This window comes from Clostridium sp. AM46-21 (assembly GCF_003480025.1).
Lineage (GTDB): Bacteria > Bacillota > Clostridia > Lachnospirales > Lachnospiraceae > Coprococcus > Coprococcus ammoniilyticus.
Genome location: NZ_QUIB01000009.1, coordinates 109,689 through 124,943 on the forward strand (window position 1 = coordinate 109,689; position 15,255 = coordinate 124,943).

A 15,255-nucleotide genomic window follows, 5' to 3' on the forward strand; every position below is an offset into this window, starting at 1 on the left:
AGGCAAATGTTAAAAGTTCGTGAAATCTGCCTGCATTCCCTTTTTGTTTATCATTGTTTTCTTGCTTTTTCCGTGTATACATATTAAAATTATGGAAACGTTATTTATAACGACTTTACATCATATATAAAGGAGATTATGTATTATGGGAAAAGGTAAATTATTCAAAGCCGCTGCTACGATCGCTGCGATCGGCGGTGTTTGCTATGTATTCCGGGATAAGATTAAAAATTCTACTGTATACCAGTCATTGGATATGGATGACAAGGTAGAGAAAGTAAAAAATACGATTAAAGAAAAAATGCCTGCAAAGGAAGAACCGGAGCGTAATTATTTCTCTTTAGATGATGCTCCTGTGGAAGGAACAATCGATCAGCAGTCAGAAAACACCTCTGACATTTCGGCAGATAATGCCAAACCGGAGGAAACAGAACATTCCACTGAAGAAGCAGCCACTGTTACAGAAGAAATTGAAAGCCCGATTCTTTATGAAAATGAAGGCTTATCCGATGTATCAGAGGATCTCGATGTGATCGAAGAACAGGACAAACTGGATGTATAAGCACATCACCAAATGATTGCTTTGCAGTATAGCTATTAAAAAACGGGGCAGACCCAGTAACACTCCACTGTGTTATCCTATCTGTCCCGTTTTTTCTTTTGTATATATGGCAATATTGTATCCAGGATCTTCTCATCATGAAAATCATGCTCAAATATTGCACCATTTGCATTTGAAATGATCAGCTTGTACACATCCCGCGGCGGCATCCATGGCAGTATTTTCTTTGTTTCCTTATGTCTGGAAACCACATCGATATCCCGCAGCACAATGATATCCGTCCGGAATGGGGTCCAGATTACCAGATATTTTCTGGTCACATAACAATTTCCTGTTTCATAAACCAGTGCATCATGCAACTGACGGTTAATATCTCCTGTTAACAGCTTCTTGTCACGATATCCTTTCATCTGACGAATCTGTGGATGCTTCCATGGATAAAACCAGTATACAATTCCCTCAATGATCGATAATATAATCACTGCAAATGCAATGATCAACGCAGCCTTTACGATCATATAAAATGTCTTTGGATAATCCACCTCACTGATCAGATAATCGTATGTGATAGTCTCTAACTGCTGCTGTTCGATTCCTACACTCTCCGCACATTCTGACAATATATAATTATATGCCGCAGGATCCTTCTTCAACTGTCCCTGCACCAGATAATCACAGATGATCGTCTCATCACTGTCAAGCAGAACAACCATAAATTTACCATTTACCCAGACATAATAATAACCGCCTACCCGTTCTCCATCTATCTCATAATCGTATCCCATATAGGTCAGCTTCTGAAACCGCATTTCTACATTAGTGGTGCCTGCATCATATAAGACTCCTAATTGCTGCGGATCATCCACATGATAAAAATCCAGATTATTCAACAGATGAAAATGCCGCATACCGCCAACGATCAGCAACATGATCACGATCGTAGGCAGTAATGACATTCCTGTATTCTTTAATAATAATATATTTAACTTCTTGTTCTCTAGCATTTCGTTTTAAAAATGGCTTCCGCCACCACCGTGGCTGCCGCCTCCTCCACCGCTGCTGCCGCCTCCGCCGCTGCTGGATGATTCGATCTTAACACTGGTAACTTCCTTGCGGACAAATATATCCCTTCTGTCCAGTACCTGCGCATTTCCATTTACATATGTATTCAGATTAGTTGTCGTTTCGCCTGCCTTCTTTGACATATTCGTTATAAAGAATATAGCTCCACAGATCAACACCAGAATCACAATATAAAATGGGGGAATCTTCAGGCCGCCACCACTGGAGCTCTTCATACACTGTACCGCCCCCTGGATCATAGTTGCAAACCCCTTCTCTGCATCCTCTCTCAGGTACTTGCCACCTTTCTCTGTTAGGCTGGATGCTTTGGAATCACTGATCCTTGCTCTGACTCTTGTTCCTGTTGTGCTCATCCATACATCACCAGCTTCATAATTTGCAGCTATAATGATGCTGTCGCTTGGTACATAGCCATCGCTGGTGCTCCGGTTACTTTGTGGGTTGTATTCCCAGTTTTCCCAACCAAAGCGTTCCTGCTCACTGAAGCTCTTGGCAACTGTCTTGATTGCCTCAAATTCTTCATAATAAGTATCGTCCATATAAGTACCGAACATACTCTGTGCCTGTGCATTATCGATCGTCATTACAACGATATCCATGCCTGTTTTGTCTTCCCATTTTGCAATCTTTTTTTCCAGTGACTGTTCCTCATTGCCTGTCAGTTTATCTGCATAATCAAACACACGCTGATCTGTCCTGCATTCCGTATTACTCCGTGCATCATGCTTCAGATTGCTGTTTGAAACGATCAGTCCCATGATCATAAATACAATACCGATCGCAAATAATATAAGAACTGTTATCCTGAATTTTTTCATTTACAACACCTCCAGAAGCATAGCAATTCCACTGGCACAAGCCGCAACCGATGCAGCAAATGCTGCTGTCAGTCCGATTGCACGGCTGACACTTCTTGGCGGAGTTCCAACACACTTTCCAGTCTGGCCATTTACATAAAACATATAATTCTGTCCTTGATACCGATATTCATAAATCCACACCGGCATCAAAGCAAATTTATTTCCAAGCAACTGATTATTGGCATTCATGTTTTTAGTCAACAACGAATTATATCCACTGGCTTCACTTTTTGCCCACTCCATGGATGTATCGTTGATCTTTTTAACCGCACGTCCGGATAACTGATCTGGGGTATAATTATAAACCTCTGCCTCAAAGCCTGACATGAACTTATTATCATGCTTTAACAGCGCATCATATCCATAAGGCTCCATCAGGTCCATAATTCCATCCGGCATCTCGACTGATGCATCAACCGGAATTCCGTTGTATTTGATATGCAATTTCCGGTATACATCAAAATAAGATGTCTCCGTGTATCTCCTGTCTCCGGATGTCCATGTCCGCACCTTCGTACCAATTGCGGTATAATCAACATTGGAATCAAAATCATATATCCAGAATGGAACATATACTCCCCGAAGCTTTTCCAGTGTCTTTGTCGATAAAAAGTCCGCTGGCAGGAATAACTTTTTTCCAAATTCTTCCTTTAGCTTCTCTTCTGCCAGATGTTTTGAAAACTTAAATGGCAGGATCATATCCGGTCCATACGGATACACCACAAAGTCATCTCTGATCAGAAATGTACCACAGGCTGGACATTTTCCTGCTGAACCATATTCATTCCGATATGTGATCTGTGATCCGCAGGACGGACAGATCATCGGTGTCTCCGACGGTATACTCTGCTCACAGTCACTTCCACCACAGCTCAGGCATTTCATATGTCCACTTTGTGGATCAAATACAACATTTCCACCACAGTTTACACATTTATAAATCATACTGTTATCTTCTCCTGTTTTTACCCCTTTATAAGCGCTTTTGCGTTCATTATTTCGTGAGCATAACTCACTCAATGCATTCGAAAAATCGTCCTTACAAGCAAGCGATTTTTCACCATTATATCATATCTATGGTTTTTTCGTATATTGTTTTTGTATTTTTGTCACATTTGTCTTTCCCCGGAATACTCTATAGCATAAAGAAAATTGGAGGTATTTACCATGAGTGATTTATCAGCAACACAGTGCGGTTGTGGAAAAAATGGAATGTTTGGTTTTGGTGGAGGCAGCAGCTGCTCTTGCATCATCATCCTTCTTCTTCTCTTCTCCTGCTGCGGAAATGGTTTTGGAAATGACTGTGGCTGTGGCGGCGGAAGTAATGGCTGTGACTGCATCTGGATCATCCTGATTCTCCTTTGCTGCTGTGGTGGATGCGGCAATGGAAATGACTGCGGTTGTGGCTGTGGATGCTAACAGCAACCATTCCCTTTCATTTCAAAATGATGCGGGAACATATGAAATGCGATCAGTGACCATTTCACCAATATAACAAGCATGCTACCGGAATTGTCCCATGCCTTACCGCTGGCAGTTCCGGTTATTCTTGCAGCATCCATTTTCTGTTTATTATGCATAATTACACCTGACTATTCATAAATAACACTATGAAACTTATAACAGAAAACGGGTAACCGGCTAACCATCCGGAAACATCCGTATCACAGTACTCATAAGGAGGTTTCCATGAATCAGATTCCGCACTCCCATCCACTTGACAAATTAATATCGGATGACCGTCTGTTTCTTCTGGAAGCAATCCTACCCTTTGTGGAAGGACCTATGCGCATGCCACTCGTTATCTATCTGAAAATGATGGAACTCCAACAGATCATGCGTGTGATCAACAATCAGTCCTATATCCGTCAGTGTGATTTCAACCGTGATCTTCATAATCAAAATGATATTCTGGCATCGCTGGCCCAGTGTGGCTTTCCGGATATCGCCGATCAGATGAAAAATATGCAGCAGGCAATGAATATGATGCAGGTTATGAATGCCATGAACCGGACCGATTCTGAGTTTCCGGATTTTCAAAGCATTTTCCAGGCTTATGACCAAACCGTTCAAGCTGAACCGGATAACACATCTATATCCACAGATACAGAATATACAAATAATAATCCGTCCATACAGGGGAACAGAACAGATGAGAAAATTCACGATTCCTCCACACATGAAAACACGAAAAATACCAGTACGACTGATCAATCATTATCCCAACATAGCGACAATTCCATAGATCACATCATGCAGTTGTTACAGGAATACGACACGAACACCCGGTCTGCAACCTGACCGGTCATTATAGATTATAAATACATATAACCGGAATCAAAATAAATCCTATAAAACAGAAAGGACGATCCATTGCCATGAATCAATTTGAAAACGATCCCCGTCTGAAAAACCTTATGCCCCTGAAACGTCAGATTATTCTGGAACTTGCAAACGGTTCCCACAATGCTACTATGGAACAGATGTTTCCTCAGATCATGCAGTTAAACCGGGAGCTTCAAAAACGTAATCTTTCTTTCTCAAAAGAGGAATCCAATCTCATCATGGATATTATGATGGAACAGGCTTCCCCTGCTGAACGCCAGAAGATCGCCATGTTTCGTAATTTCCTGTAAAATATAAATAAGCAGCTTTGCCTGCCTTGCAGGCTCACTGCTTATTTTGTATTTATATTTATGAAATAATATGATTTCTACGTTCTTCGAACTCCCGAAATCATCCCACAACATGCGCATTCCGAGCATCCGCTCTACATGCTTATGTTGTTTTTTCCGTCAAATAAATAAGCAGCTTTGCCTGCCTTGCAGGCACACTGCTTATTTGCTTGACAGATTTATTTCATCACAATGTTTACAATTCTTCCCGGTACATAAATTTCTTTTACGATATTGCCAGTCAGCTTGTCTGCGATAGCTTCTTTTGCCTTTGCAATAACATCATCCTTTGGATCAGCCTTATTGATTGAAAGAGTTGCTTTCATCTTACCATTGATCTGGACTGCAATCTCTACTGTAGACTCAACAGTCTTTGCCTCATCAAATGTTGGCCATGATGCCTGATAAAGATATCCATCGTAACCAAGAATACTCCACATTTCCTCTGTGATATGTGGTGCAACCGGATTCAATAATGTAAGGAGTGTCTTCATCTCACCCTTTGTCACTGCATTCTTCTTATAGAAATCATTTACAAGTGCCATCATAGCAGCAATAGCTGTATTATACTTCAGATTCTCAAAGTCAGTTGAAACCTTCTTGATCGTCTGATGCATCTTTGTCTCCATATCCTTAGAGTAAGCATCACCATCTACTACGATATCCTGCAGTTTCCATACTCTCTCAAGGAAACGACGACATCCCTTTACACCATCATCTGACCATGATGCAGCAAGATCAAAGGCTCCAATGAACATCTCATATGTTCTTAATGTATCTGCACCATATGCATTTACAATATCATCCGGATTTACAACATTTCCTCTGGACTTACTCATCTTCTCGCCATTCTCACCAAGGATCATACCATGGGAAGTACGCTTCTGATATGGTTCCGGTGTAGGAACAACGCCCTGATCATACAGGAATTTATGCCAGAATCTGGAATAAAGCAGATGAAGTGTTGTATGCTCCATACCACCATTGTACCAGTCAACCGGCAGCCAGTATTTTAATGCTTCCTTGCTTGCAAGTGCCTCTGTATTCTTTGGATCCGTGTATCTCAAGAAATACCACGATGAACCAGCCCACTGAGGCATGGTATCTGTCTCACGCTTTGCAGGACCTCCACAACATGGGCACTTCACATTTACCCAATCCGTCATAGCTGCAAGTGGAGATTCTCCATTATCCGTCGGCATATAGCTCTCTACCTCCGGAAGCATCAGCGGAAGTTCACTTTCATCAAGAGGTACATAGCCACATTTATCACAATGAATGATCGGAATTGGCTCGCCCCAGTATCTCTGACGGGAGAAAACCCAGTCACGGAGCTTATAATTAACTTTTGCCTTACCGATTTTCTTTTCTTCCAGGAACTCGATCATCTTCTCTTTTGCATCTTTTACCTGTAAACCATTTAAGAAGCCGGAATTGATCAGAACACCTGTTGCAACATCTGTAAATGCTGCTTCATTGATATCTACTTCTTCTCCATCCTTTGCTACAACCTGAATCAGCGGCAGATTGAATTTCTTTGCAAATTCCCAGTCTCTTTCGTCATGTGCAGGAACCGCCATGATCGCACCTGTACCATATGACATCAGTACATAATCGGATACCCAGATCGGGATCTCTTTCTCATTTACAGGATTGATTGCTACCAGACCATCAATAGCTACACCGGTCTTATCCTTTGCAAGCTCAGAACGCTCAAAATCAGACTTTCTGGCAGCCTGCTCTCTGTAGCTTTCGATCTCAGACCAGTTCTTGATCTCATCTTTATATTTATCAAGCAATGGATGCTCCGGTGATACAACCATATAGGTTGCTCCAAATAATGTATCACATCTGGTTGTGTAGATACGAAGCTTATCTTCTTTTCCTTTGATCTGGAAATCCACTTCTGCACCTGTAGAACGTCCGATCCAGTTCTTCTGTGATACCTTCACACGCTCAATATAATCAACAGTATCGAGACCTTCGATCAGCTTATCTGCATATTCTGTGATCTTTAACATCCATTCAGATTTGACCTTACGGACAACCGGTGCACCACAACGCTCACAGACACCATTTACAACTTCCTCATTTGCAAGACCAACCTTACAGGATGTACACCAGTTGATCGGCATTTCTTTCTTATATGCCAGACCTGCCTTGAATAACTTCAGGAAGATCCACTGTGTCCATTTGTAATATTCCGGATCCGTTGTATTGATCTCACGATCCCAGTCAAATGAATATCCAAGGGAATGAAGCTGTGCCTTAAATCTTGCTACGTTATTCTTTGTTACTTCCTTTGGATGGATCTTGTTCTTGATCGCATAATTCTCGGTCGGAAGTCCAAATGCATCCCAACCCATTGGATAAAGAACATTATAGCCCTGCATTCTTCTCTTTCTGGCTACAATATCGAGTGCTGTATATGGCCTTGGATGACCAACATGAAGTCCCTGTCCGGATGGATATGGGAACTCAACTAATGCGTAATATTTTGGTTTACTGTAATCATCTGTTGCAGCAAAAGCCTTGTTATCATCCCAGACCTTCTGCCACTTCTTCTCAACAACTTTATGATTATATGCTGTTGCCATGTCATTTCCTCCTGAAAAATGTTTGTAAAGTGTAATAGGAGCCTAATCATATATGACCAGCTCCTACTATCTCTCTTATATTCTGATCGAATTAAACTCTTGAAAGATACTCGCCTGTACGTGTATCGATCTTGATCGTATCTCCTTCATTTACAAATAAAGGAACATAGAGTGTTGCTCCTGTCTCAACTACACAAGGCTTTGTAGCACCTGTAGCTGTATCACCCTTTACACCAGGCTCGCACTCTGTGATCAGTAATTCTACAAATAATGGTGGCTCTACACCAAATACAGAACCATTATGGGAAACAAGCTTACAGATCTCGTTCTCCTTAACGAACTTTAATGCATCTCCGATTGCTGCTTTATTCAATGGAATCTGATCGTATGTCTCCGGATCCATGAAGTAGTAAAGATCACCATCATTGTACAGATACTGCATATCTTTTCTTTCGATATGAGCCTTCTCGCACTTCTCTGTTGGACGGAATGTCTTTTCTACAACACCACCACTCTTGATATTCTTAAGCTTTGTTCTTACAAATGCAGCACCTTTACCAGGCTTTACATGCTGGAACTCTATAATCTGATAAATATTTCCTTCAAATTCAATCGTAACACCATTTCTGAAATCACCTGCTGAGATCATCTCTGCCATAATTTTCTTTTCCTCCTTAAGATATGAACTTCTTGTGACATTTTATAATATTCTACAGAATATTTCAACTACTTTTTACCAATTCACGGATTCCCGGACGATTGGTGGCCGTGATATGTCTCTTTCATAAGTCGCTTACGCTCTATTATTTTAAAAACAAAACATTGCGTATTAGTTTTTGCTTTTAATTAAGTACATAGTTTATACTATATTTTGCTTATTATTTCTTCCACTATATGCTCAGGAGTCAATTCTGTGACAGGGATTGTCAGATCTGCCGCACGTTCATATAACGGGGTGCGGTAGGTTAAGAGATCTCGTACCTTTTGTTCCGGATTGCCGCCTGCCAGAAGTGGTCTGGTGTTGTCACCGGATAATCGTGATATGACTTCTTCCGGAGTGATCTGTAAATAAACGACTGTTCCAAGAGTTGCAAGCTCTACAGCATTCTCCTCTCGAAGCGGAAGTCCTCCGCCGGTCGAAAGTACCGCGTGTGTCAATGACGTATTTAATTCTTTTAATGTATCTGTCTCCAATTGTCTGAAATATGCTTCGCCCTTTTTACTGAATAATTCTGCGATCGTACAGCCACATTTTTCTTCTATATACTGGTCAGTATCTATAAATGTATATCCATATTTTTCAGATAAAAGCTGTCCAACTGTTGTCTTTCCGGATCCCATAAATCCTGTCAAAATAATATTATCCCGTGTTTTTTTCAACAGTTTCTGATAGATCATATCTGCTGTTTTCTCATCCACCGATATATCATTCCACAGTTCATATGCAATTATTCCTTGATATAACAGCATCTTCAGACCATTATAACTCTTTGCTCCTGCCTGTCTGCACAAAGACATAAATCTGGTACAGAATGGTTTATAGATCAGATCAATTCCCACTGATACCATCTGGTAAAATGCCGAATCTTCAATTATTACCTCATCACTATGCGGATACAGACCCTTTGAAGTTGACTGGAATACAATATATTTTTTCTCCGGAAGTTTGTGATAGTCTTGAATGCTCATAGCAGTCATATTCTGCTTTCCAAAGAAATCATTCATATGATCTGCGATTGCCTGTGCTTTCGATACCGTACGGTTTAAGATATATACATGTCCTGCTCCATTTGCCCCACACATATAGGCTACAGCCTTTGCAGCTCCGCCGGCTCCTAAAATAATGACATCATGCGCATCAAGTTCTACTCCATAAGATCTCACCTCACGAAGAAGCCCCAGCATATCCGTATTATAGCCTTTATATCCATTTTCTGTCCGCACCAGGGTATTAGCAGCACCGATCGCCTGTGCCCCTTCATCCAGCTCTGACAAATATTTCATAACCTCATTCTTATGCGGTACAGTCACATTTAAGCCCAGAATATTCAGTGCATAAGCTCCTTTCACTGCCTCTCCAAGGTCTTCTGCTTTTGTGTGAAATGGTACATACACATTATTTAGTCCAAGTGTTTCACTTAATGTATTGTGGATCAGCGGCGACATTGTATGCTCTACCGGATCTCCTAACAGACCAAGCGTTCTTGTCTTTCCATCTATCATCATTTACCTCTTCTCCTTATGATCTGTCTTAACCAAAATGGCTTATTTTTTTCTCTTTCTTCCGCTCATATACATATGTCCTCTCACCGCATTATGTAATAAAAAGGAAACATTAACATAGTAGCATCTTCTGTTTGTTCTTACAAGAATTATTCCAAATATACAGAAATAAGGCGGACATTACTGCCCGCCTTGTAATATATAAGATTGTTTGTCAATTCTTATATTTGTTAAGCCAATACAAATTTTTTCGTATAAGCTACATCATTTGCTGCAACCTGAATTGCACTATCTGATTGTGTCAGATTGAACAATGGATCAGATGCTTTTACCTTGATCATTGTATAGATCGGTTTTGTCTTACCATTGTAGTATACTTCTACAACTATGTAGGTGTAGTTTCCACCATATGGTGCGAACAGTTCATCTGTTGGCTTCAGGTTATTGGAATCTGTAAACTTATCCTTAATCTGTATCTTCTTTGTCGATGCACTATCTTCCACAATGCCTGCTTTTTCCTTATCGGATGCCGGTGTATTCCAGATCATACGATCTGTACCCTCTGCATATGCTGGACGATTGTTTGCCATATCTGTATCATCATAATCCAGATCATAGTATACGTTAATTGCATCCACTGTTACATCATTTGGAACATTGATCTTGAAGTCGAATTCCGGTGATGTTGTCTTATCTGCTACTTCATCCAAATATACGGTCTTACCAATTGACTCAGATATCTCTTCGTCCTTTGCCATTTCTTTCTTGAAATCTGTATCAGGATCATAAACATATAATGTAGGTTTTTCCTTTACTGCTTCTGCACTGTTTACAATAACGTTGATGAAGAGCTTTCTTTCATCATTATTTCTTGTTGTAGGACCTGTAACCGATCCATGACCGGCTCCACAGTATGTAATTGCTCCGTTACCATAAGATGTTGTGTAGATGTAGTAGTTCTCCATTCCATCATATGGATCTGCTGCATACAGGGATGATCTCTTCTTCGCATCACTTGAGTTGTTAGAACCTGCCAGTGTATACCATACAGTTACATCGCCTGCTTCCAGATCAAGTGCATATACCTGCTGATGTGTACCTGAAATATTCAGGGAATCACCAATCTTGTATGGATACAATGTGATCAGACCTTCATTTAACTGTTTTGCCTTTACAGTCTGTGAATTTGCTGACTGATCAGCTGTTGATGATGCTGACCATGCTGTCGCACTCTGGAAATCACTCTGTGCATATACATATGGTAAGGTGTATGTTGCACCACCGCCACCATTCTTATCATAGTACAAACTGGTCATTGACAATGCACTTACATACATTCCAATGTTTCCAACCTTGTTATAGCTGGATGCGATCTGTGTCATATTAGCATTAATACTGTTTACAAGACTCTTTCCTGCGATTGAATTATTTACATATGGTGTAAGATAATACAGGTCAGCGTCCTCCGACTTGTATGCCAGTGATGTATTCTTGTCTGAATACGTTGGCTTGCCGCCCTCCTGATAAATGTATCCTGAGGTTCCAGCCTTTGCTTCTGTCTTTGTAAAATATCCGGTATCTACACCGCCCCAGTCGTTGATATATGAATACTGGTCATATGTTACTGCATCCTGATAAATGTATCCGGACGTTCCTGCTGTAGCTTTCTTTTTATAGAATGTACGGGTATAATTTGCTGTTAAATCCATGTAAGCATTATCTTTTTCCCATCCATTCAACGGACCCTTCCAATCATGTGTTGTTCCATATGATTCCGGCTCATAAATATATCCATCTTCTGCCAAAGTTCCCTTTATCATTCCGGCTGGTGAACCAGATGAATTCTGCTTTGTATAGATATATCCATCTTCTGTCAATGTTCCCTTTACAAGGCCTTCCCGTGTAACACCTGTAACATATCCGTCATTTACGACCTCATATGTGTTGGCATTATTTGTAAGATCTACATGGAATCTGTTCATTCCAACAATATCAAGTAATGACTTTGTCAGATTAACAGCACCTGCATCTGCATACGGTGTCATTGTGTCATGGAAGAAGAATAAATCTCCACCATTTGATACATAATCCAGAATGTATTCACAAGTACGCTGCTTCAAGTCTACCTTGAATCCACCAAAAGAATCAGATGGACCAAGAACCAGAATTGAATACTGCTTCTTCATGAAATTTTTACCATAAGAACGTCTTAAATCTTTCTTATACACATCTAATGCATCTAATTCTTTATCCTTTGCATCTCTGTACTTCTCATACAGTTCTACAAATTCACTGCCGAACATTGTAGATGAAATCTTTCCGCTGGCAAATGTAATATCTGTATTTGTACTGTATACAGGCCAGAATACCATATAGTACTCACCGGTATCGATCGTATAATTAAGGAGATCGATCAGGTCACTGTTTGAAACAGATGACTTGAAACCACCAAGGAACGTATTATAAGTACCTCTTGCTCCATAATTTGTAGAACCTGTATATGTGCCCTGTAAGGACTGAATAGCACCCTTGATGTAGCTATCCAGGTCTTCTTTTGGCTTAACGGTCTCAGATACATATTTGTTATAAGCTGCCAAAGCAATTGTTGCATCTGTTGCATACTGCTTCTTGTTTCTACCTTCTACTGTACCGCCATTCTCCAGCTTATCTGCCTCTTCTACCCAAGTATCCAGACAGTCATATGTGTCTGCCTGATTATCCTTTGTTGTAAAAGCAGCTTTATCAGCTGAAGCTACTACCATATCAAGACTGATATCGTAATCCTCTGCTAAGGTATCTGCAAAATTTGAAAGATAATCATCATTACCCTTCTGTGAACCATAGAACAGATCTGTGTCATATGGAACGATACCAAAACGATTCTCATGACGTCCCAGACATTTATACTGTGCAACATCTGCTGTATCAAGTGCTGTCTGATTTGCATAGGTGTTATACTTCAGAATCTTATGTGCTGTCTGTGACTGAATATCAAAGTACAATGTATCTGTTGCTCCCCAGGATGTTGCTCCCTGTCCTTCTGACATGGTCTGAACCTGTAAAACATTGATATCACTGATTCCGTCTGTGTTGTTTACGATCTTGCAGATACCACGCTCTTCTGCAATGATATTATCCTTACTATCCATAATAAGGATCTGCCAGTATGCAGAACCGAAGAAATCCTGATCCAGTGCAATATTTACTGTCTTATTCTTTACTGCAGAACCGGATGTTCCTGTTGATGTATCTATATCACCTGTTACATAATAGTCAATCGTCTTATCATGATCAAACTGTGTATTCTTATTCTTGTCAATACAGATTGAATATTTATAACTCTTTTCCGATCCTGCTACAGAGAAGGTAAATGATAAATTGGTTGTCTTCAGATATGTGCTTGTAATACCCTCTGAATATTCAACCGGTGCACTTGTAACTGTAAGACGCGCTCTTGATGTAGACTGTTTAACAAGATTGTTAATCGCTGCATTTGTATCCTCTGAGAATACTGTTGCATACGACTTGATAGCCGTCTCATCTGTTGCATCCTTATACCATGTCTTCTGCTGTGCCTCTGAATCAAGCATTGTCTGCTTTTCAGCAATCTTATAAGTGTACAGTGTATCACCATACTGCTTATTTGAATTATCAATCTTCTGTGTATCGGTTGCATCTACGCCCCATAATACATTTGTTCCTTTGGATCTTCTGTTATTGATCACATTCAAAAGGTCATACATTCTGGATGATGGATCCAGATAGAAGTTCTTTCTTTCCAGCTTGCCTGCATTATACCAGTAGCCCTGACTCTTCTGCGCATCTGTAAGACCATTGCCGTCTGCATCTGTTCCATTTACCTTTTCAAATACCGAAGTCAGTTCATTGCCAACCATGATCGGTCTTCCAAGATTAACGTAAGATACAAGCTCATCATACTTATTCTTTGTCAGGTCATTACCATTTTCAACAACATATGTTGTCTTATACTTTGTTGAGCCAATCACCGGTGTTGCCATAAGCTCAGAACCTGTGATTGATCTTGTCATCTTGTAAGAACCGGTACCACCCATCTCCTTCAGAACACCTGTATGGTAATACATAACAAATGTAGGAATTGCGGATACTAACTGTTCTGCGCTTGGTCCGATATAAGCAAATACACTGGAATCGTATATCTTACTCAGATCTCTGTCCAGAGCGCTGATATCTCCACCGATATATACAAGGTCATATGTAGCAGCGATATCATCTGTCATACCGATCAGTGCCTCTGATGAAACCTGTGTAAGCTCAATATCTGAATATGAGATACCATCGATCGCATATGCAATCTTTGCCTTCGTCAGATCAAAATCATAATACTCACTGCCCGGTGAAAGCTCCTCCACTGCATAGCCCTCAGCTACATCCGATGGAACGGTATAATAATTACCATAGATTTTTTCTCCGTGTGTATTGGTACCATTTGTCCATGCACCGGATCCATTCTTAACCGATGAAGATCTTGCGAGTTCTTCATCAATTGGATAATCCGGCTGAATTTCCAGAACTCTGAATTTATTATCACTGCCTCTTCGGTATACACCGGCATTGATAATATCTGCGATCACCTTTGCTGATGGACTGTTGATAATAATCTTATCTGGATCACCTGATCCACCACCATTATTGTTTCCGGATCCAATACCGTCTCCGGCTTCACTGCTTGCGATTACATACACACCCTCTTCTACTGCTGAACATAACTTCTGGTATGCTGAATCACCGATCTCATCTTTATAATCACCTGATTCAATAAAGATAAAATCATACTCTGTAAAATCAATTACATTCGTTCCTGTAACTTTTGGCAACAGGACATCATTTTTATACTTTTTATACTGAGCATCTACATAAGCATATACCTGTTCTGATGTCTCAAAGATAAGATCATCTGTATATACATCTGTTGTATAGTTTGTCGGATCTGCTGTACACTTGTCTGCATATTCTTTATATTCATCGCAGTCATTTGTGTAGTCGTAAGCACCATCTTTGCTTTCTCCCTTTACAGAAACGATGAAATCATAGCCATTGCTTCCGATCACATAATCCTCGGTAATTGCATCCGGATTCGTTGCCGGATCAGAGCCATCGCCTGTGCCGGTGTTATCGCCTGTGCCGGAATTATCGCCTGTACCTGCATTATCACCTGTGCCGGAATTATCGCCTGTACCTGCATTATCACCTGTGCCGGTGTTACGCCTGTGCCG

General features: G+C 40.5%; 12 protein-coding genes. 4 read left to right on the plus strand and 8 right to left on the minus strand.

The genetic code is table 11. The features are described from left to right. The first annotated feature begins 145 nt into the window (after positions 1 to 145). Positions 146 to 562 carry a hypothetical protein gene (locus tag DW959_RS07945; protein ID WP_021944365.1) on the plus strand — a complete coding sequence of 139 codons (417 nt, stop codon included), beginning with the start codon at positions 146 to 148 and terminating at the stop codon, positions 560 to 562. 77 nt (positions 563 to 639) lie between these two features. Here DW959_RS07945 and DW959_RS07950 read toward each other — a convergent pair whose 3' ends face one another. From DW959_RS07950 to DW959_RS07960, 3 genes are read right to left on the minus strand one after another with little or no spacing between them, the layout of a single operon-like run. Continuing rightward, on the minus strand, positions 640 to 1,518 hold the full coding sequence (locus tag DW959_RS07950) for a hypothetical protein (protein ID WP_147340229.1): 879 nt from the start codon (positions 1,516 to 1,518) through the stop codon (positions 640 to 642). Between the two features lie 54 nt (positions 1,519 to 1,572). Continuing rightward, positions 1,573 to 2,463, minus strand: coding sequence for a TPM domain-containing protein (locus DW959_RS07955; RefSeq protein ID WP_117785438.1), 891 nt, complete (start codon positions 2,461 to 2,463; stop codon positions 1,573 to 1,575). After that, positions 2,464 to 3,450 (minus strand): hypothetical protein, encoded by a 987-nt coding sequence (locus DW959_RS07960; protein WP_117821924.1) that lies wholly within the window; start codon positions 3,448 to 3,450, stop codon positions 2,464 to 2,466. 222 nt (positions 3,451 to 3,672) lie between these two features. On the opposite strand from DW959_RS07960, the gene DW959_RS07965 reads away from it, so the two are divergent. Continuing rightward, positions 3,673 to 3,924 carry a chorion class high-cysteine HCB protein 13 gene (locus tag DW959_RS07965; RefSeq protein ID WP_117785440.1) on the plus strand — a complete coding sequence of 84 codons (252 nt, stop codon included), beginning with the start codon at positions 3,673 to 3,675 and terminating at the stop codon, positions 3,922 to 3,924. Here DW959_RS07965 and DW959_RS14180 read toward each other — a convergent pair. Then, positions 3,921 to 4,085, minus strand: a complete 165-nt coding sequence (locus tag DW959_RS14180) for a hypothetical protein (RefSeq protein ID WP_173783371.1) — start codon at positions 4,083 to 4,085, stop codon at positions 3,921 to 3,923. The two genes, DW959_RS07965 and DW959_RS14180, sit on opposite strands and share 4 nt — an antisense overlap. A gap of 109 nt (positions 4,086 to 4,194) precedes the next feature. On the opposite strand from DW959_RS14180, the gene DW959_RS07970 reads away from it, so the two are divergent. Next, a complete protein-coding gene (locus DW959_RS07970; protein ID WP_021943384.1) occupies positions 4,195 to 4,806 on the plus strand; it encodes a hypothetical protein in 612 nt (203 codons plus the stop codon). A gap of 77 nt (positions 4,807 to 4,883) precedes the next feature. Next, positions 4,884 to 5,141 (plus strand): hypothetical protein, encoded by a 258-nt coding sequence (locus DW959_RS07975; RefSeq protein ID WP_021943383.1) that lies wholly within the window; start codon positions 4,884 to 4,886, stop codon positions 5,139 to 5,141. A 218-nt stretch (positions 5,142 to 5,359) separates the two neighbouring features. Here DW959_RS07975 and leuS read toward each other — a convergent pair whose 3' ends face one another. The 4 genes from leuS to DW959_RS07995 form a co-directional block, all read right to left on the minus strand. Beyond that, positions 5,360 to 7,777, minus strand: coding sequence for a leucine--tRNA ligase (leuS, locus tag DW959_RS07980; RefSeq protein ID WP_021943381.1), 2,418 nt, complete (start codon positions 7,775 to 7,777; stop codon positions 5,360 to 5,362). Positions 7,778 to 7,868: 91 nt separating this feature from the next. After that, positions 7,869 to 8,426 carry an elongation factor P gene (gene efp / locus DW959_RS07985; protein WP_044946272.1) on the minus strand — a complete coding sequence of 186 codons (558 nt, stop codon included), beginning with the start codon at positions 8,424 to 8,426 and terminating at the stop codon, positions 7,869 to 7,871. 215 nt (positions 8,427 to 8,641) lie between these two features. Continuing rightward, positions 8,642 to 10,003, minus strand: coding sequence for a shikimate dehydrogenase (gene aroE, locus DW959_RS07990; protein ID WP_117821925.1), 1,362 nt, complete (start codon positions 10,001 to 10,003; stop codon positions 8,642 to 8,644). A gap of 227 nt (positions 10,004 to 10,230) precedes the next feature. Then, positions 10,231 to 15,255, minus strand: a 5,025-nt coding sequence (locus DW959_RS07995) for a DUF5057 domain-containing protein (RefSeq protein WP_118615836.1), incomplete at its 5' end; no start/stop codon positions are given.

Coding starts and splice junctions, on each gene's coding strand:
- DW959_RS07975 (WP_021943383.1), top strand. CDS start 4,884: ATGAATCAATTTGAAAACGATCCCCGTCTGAAAAACCTTATGCCCCTG.
- aroE (WP_117821925.1), bottom strand. CDS start 10,003: ATGATGATAGATGGAAAGACAAGAACGCTTGGTCTGTTAGGAGATCCG.
- leuS (WP_021943381.1), bottom strand. CDS start 7,777: ATGGCAACAGCATATAATCATAAAGTTGTTGAGAAGAAGTGGCAGAAG.
- DW959_RS07960 (WP_117821924.1), bottom strand. CDS start 3,450: ATGATTTATAAATGTGTAAACTGTGGTGGAAATGTTGTATTTGATCCA.
- DW959_RS07970 (WP_021943384.1), top strand. CDS start 4,195: ATGAATCAGATTCCGCACTCCCATCCACTTGACAAATTAATATCGGAT.
- efp (WP_044946272.1), bottom strand. CDS start 8,426: ATGATCTCAGCAGGTGATTTCAGAAATGGTGTTACGATTGAATTTGAA.
- DW959_RS07965 (WP_117785440.1), top strand. CDS start 3,673: ATGAGTGATTTATCAGCAACACAGTGCGGTTGTGGAAAAAATGGAATG.
- DW959_RS07950 (WP_147340229.1), bottom strand. CDS start 1,518: ATGTCATTACTGCCTACGATCGTGATCATGTTGCTGATCGTTGGCGGT.
- DW959_RS07945 (WP_021944365.1), top strand. CDS start 146: ATGGGAAAAGGTAAATTATTCAAAGCCGCTGCTACGATCGCTGCGATC.
- DW959_RS14180 (WP_173783371.1), bottom strand. CDS start 4,085: ATGCATAATAAACAGAAAATGGATGCTGCAAGAATAACCGGAACTGCC.
- DW959_RS07955 (WP_117785438.1), bottom strand. CDS start 2,463: ATGAAAAAATTCAGGATAACAGTTCTTATATTATTTGCGATCGGTATT.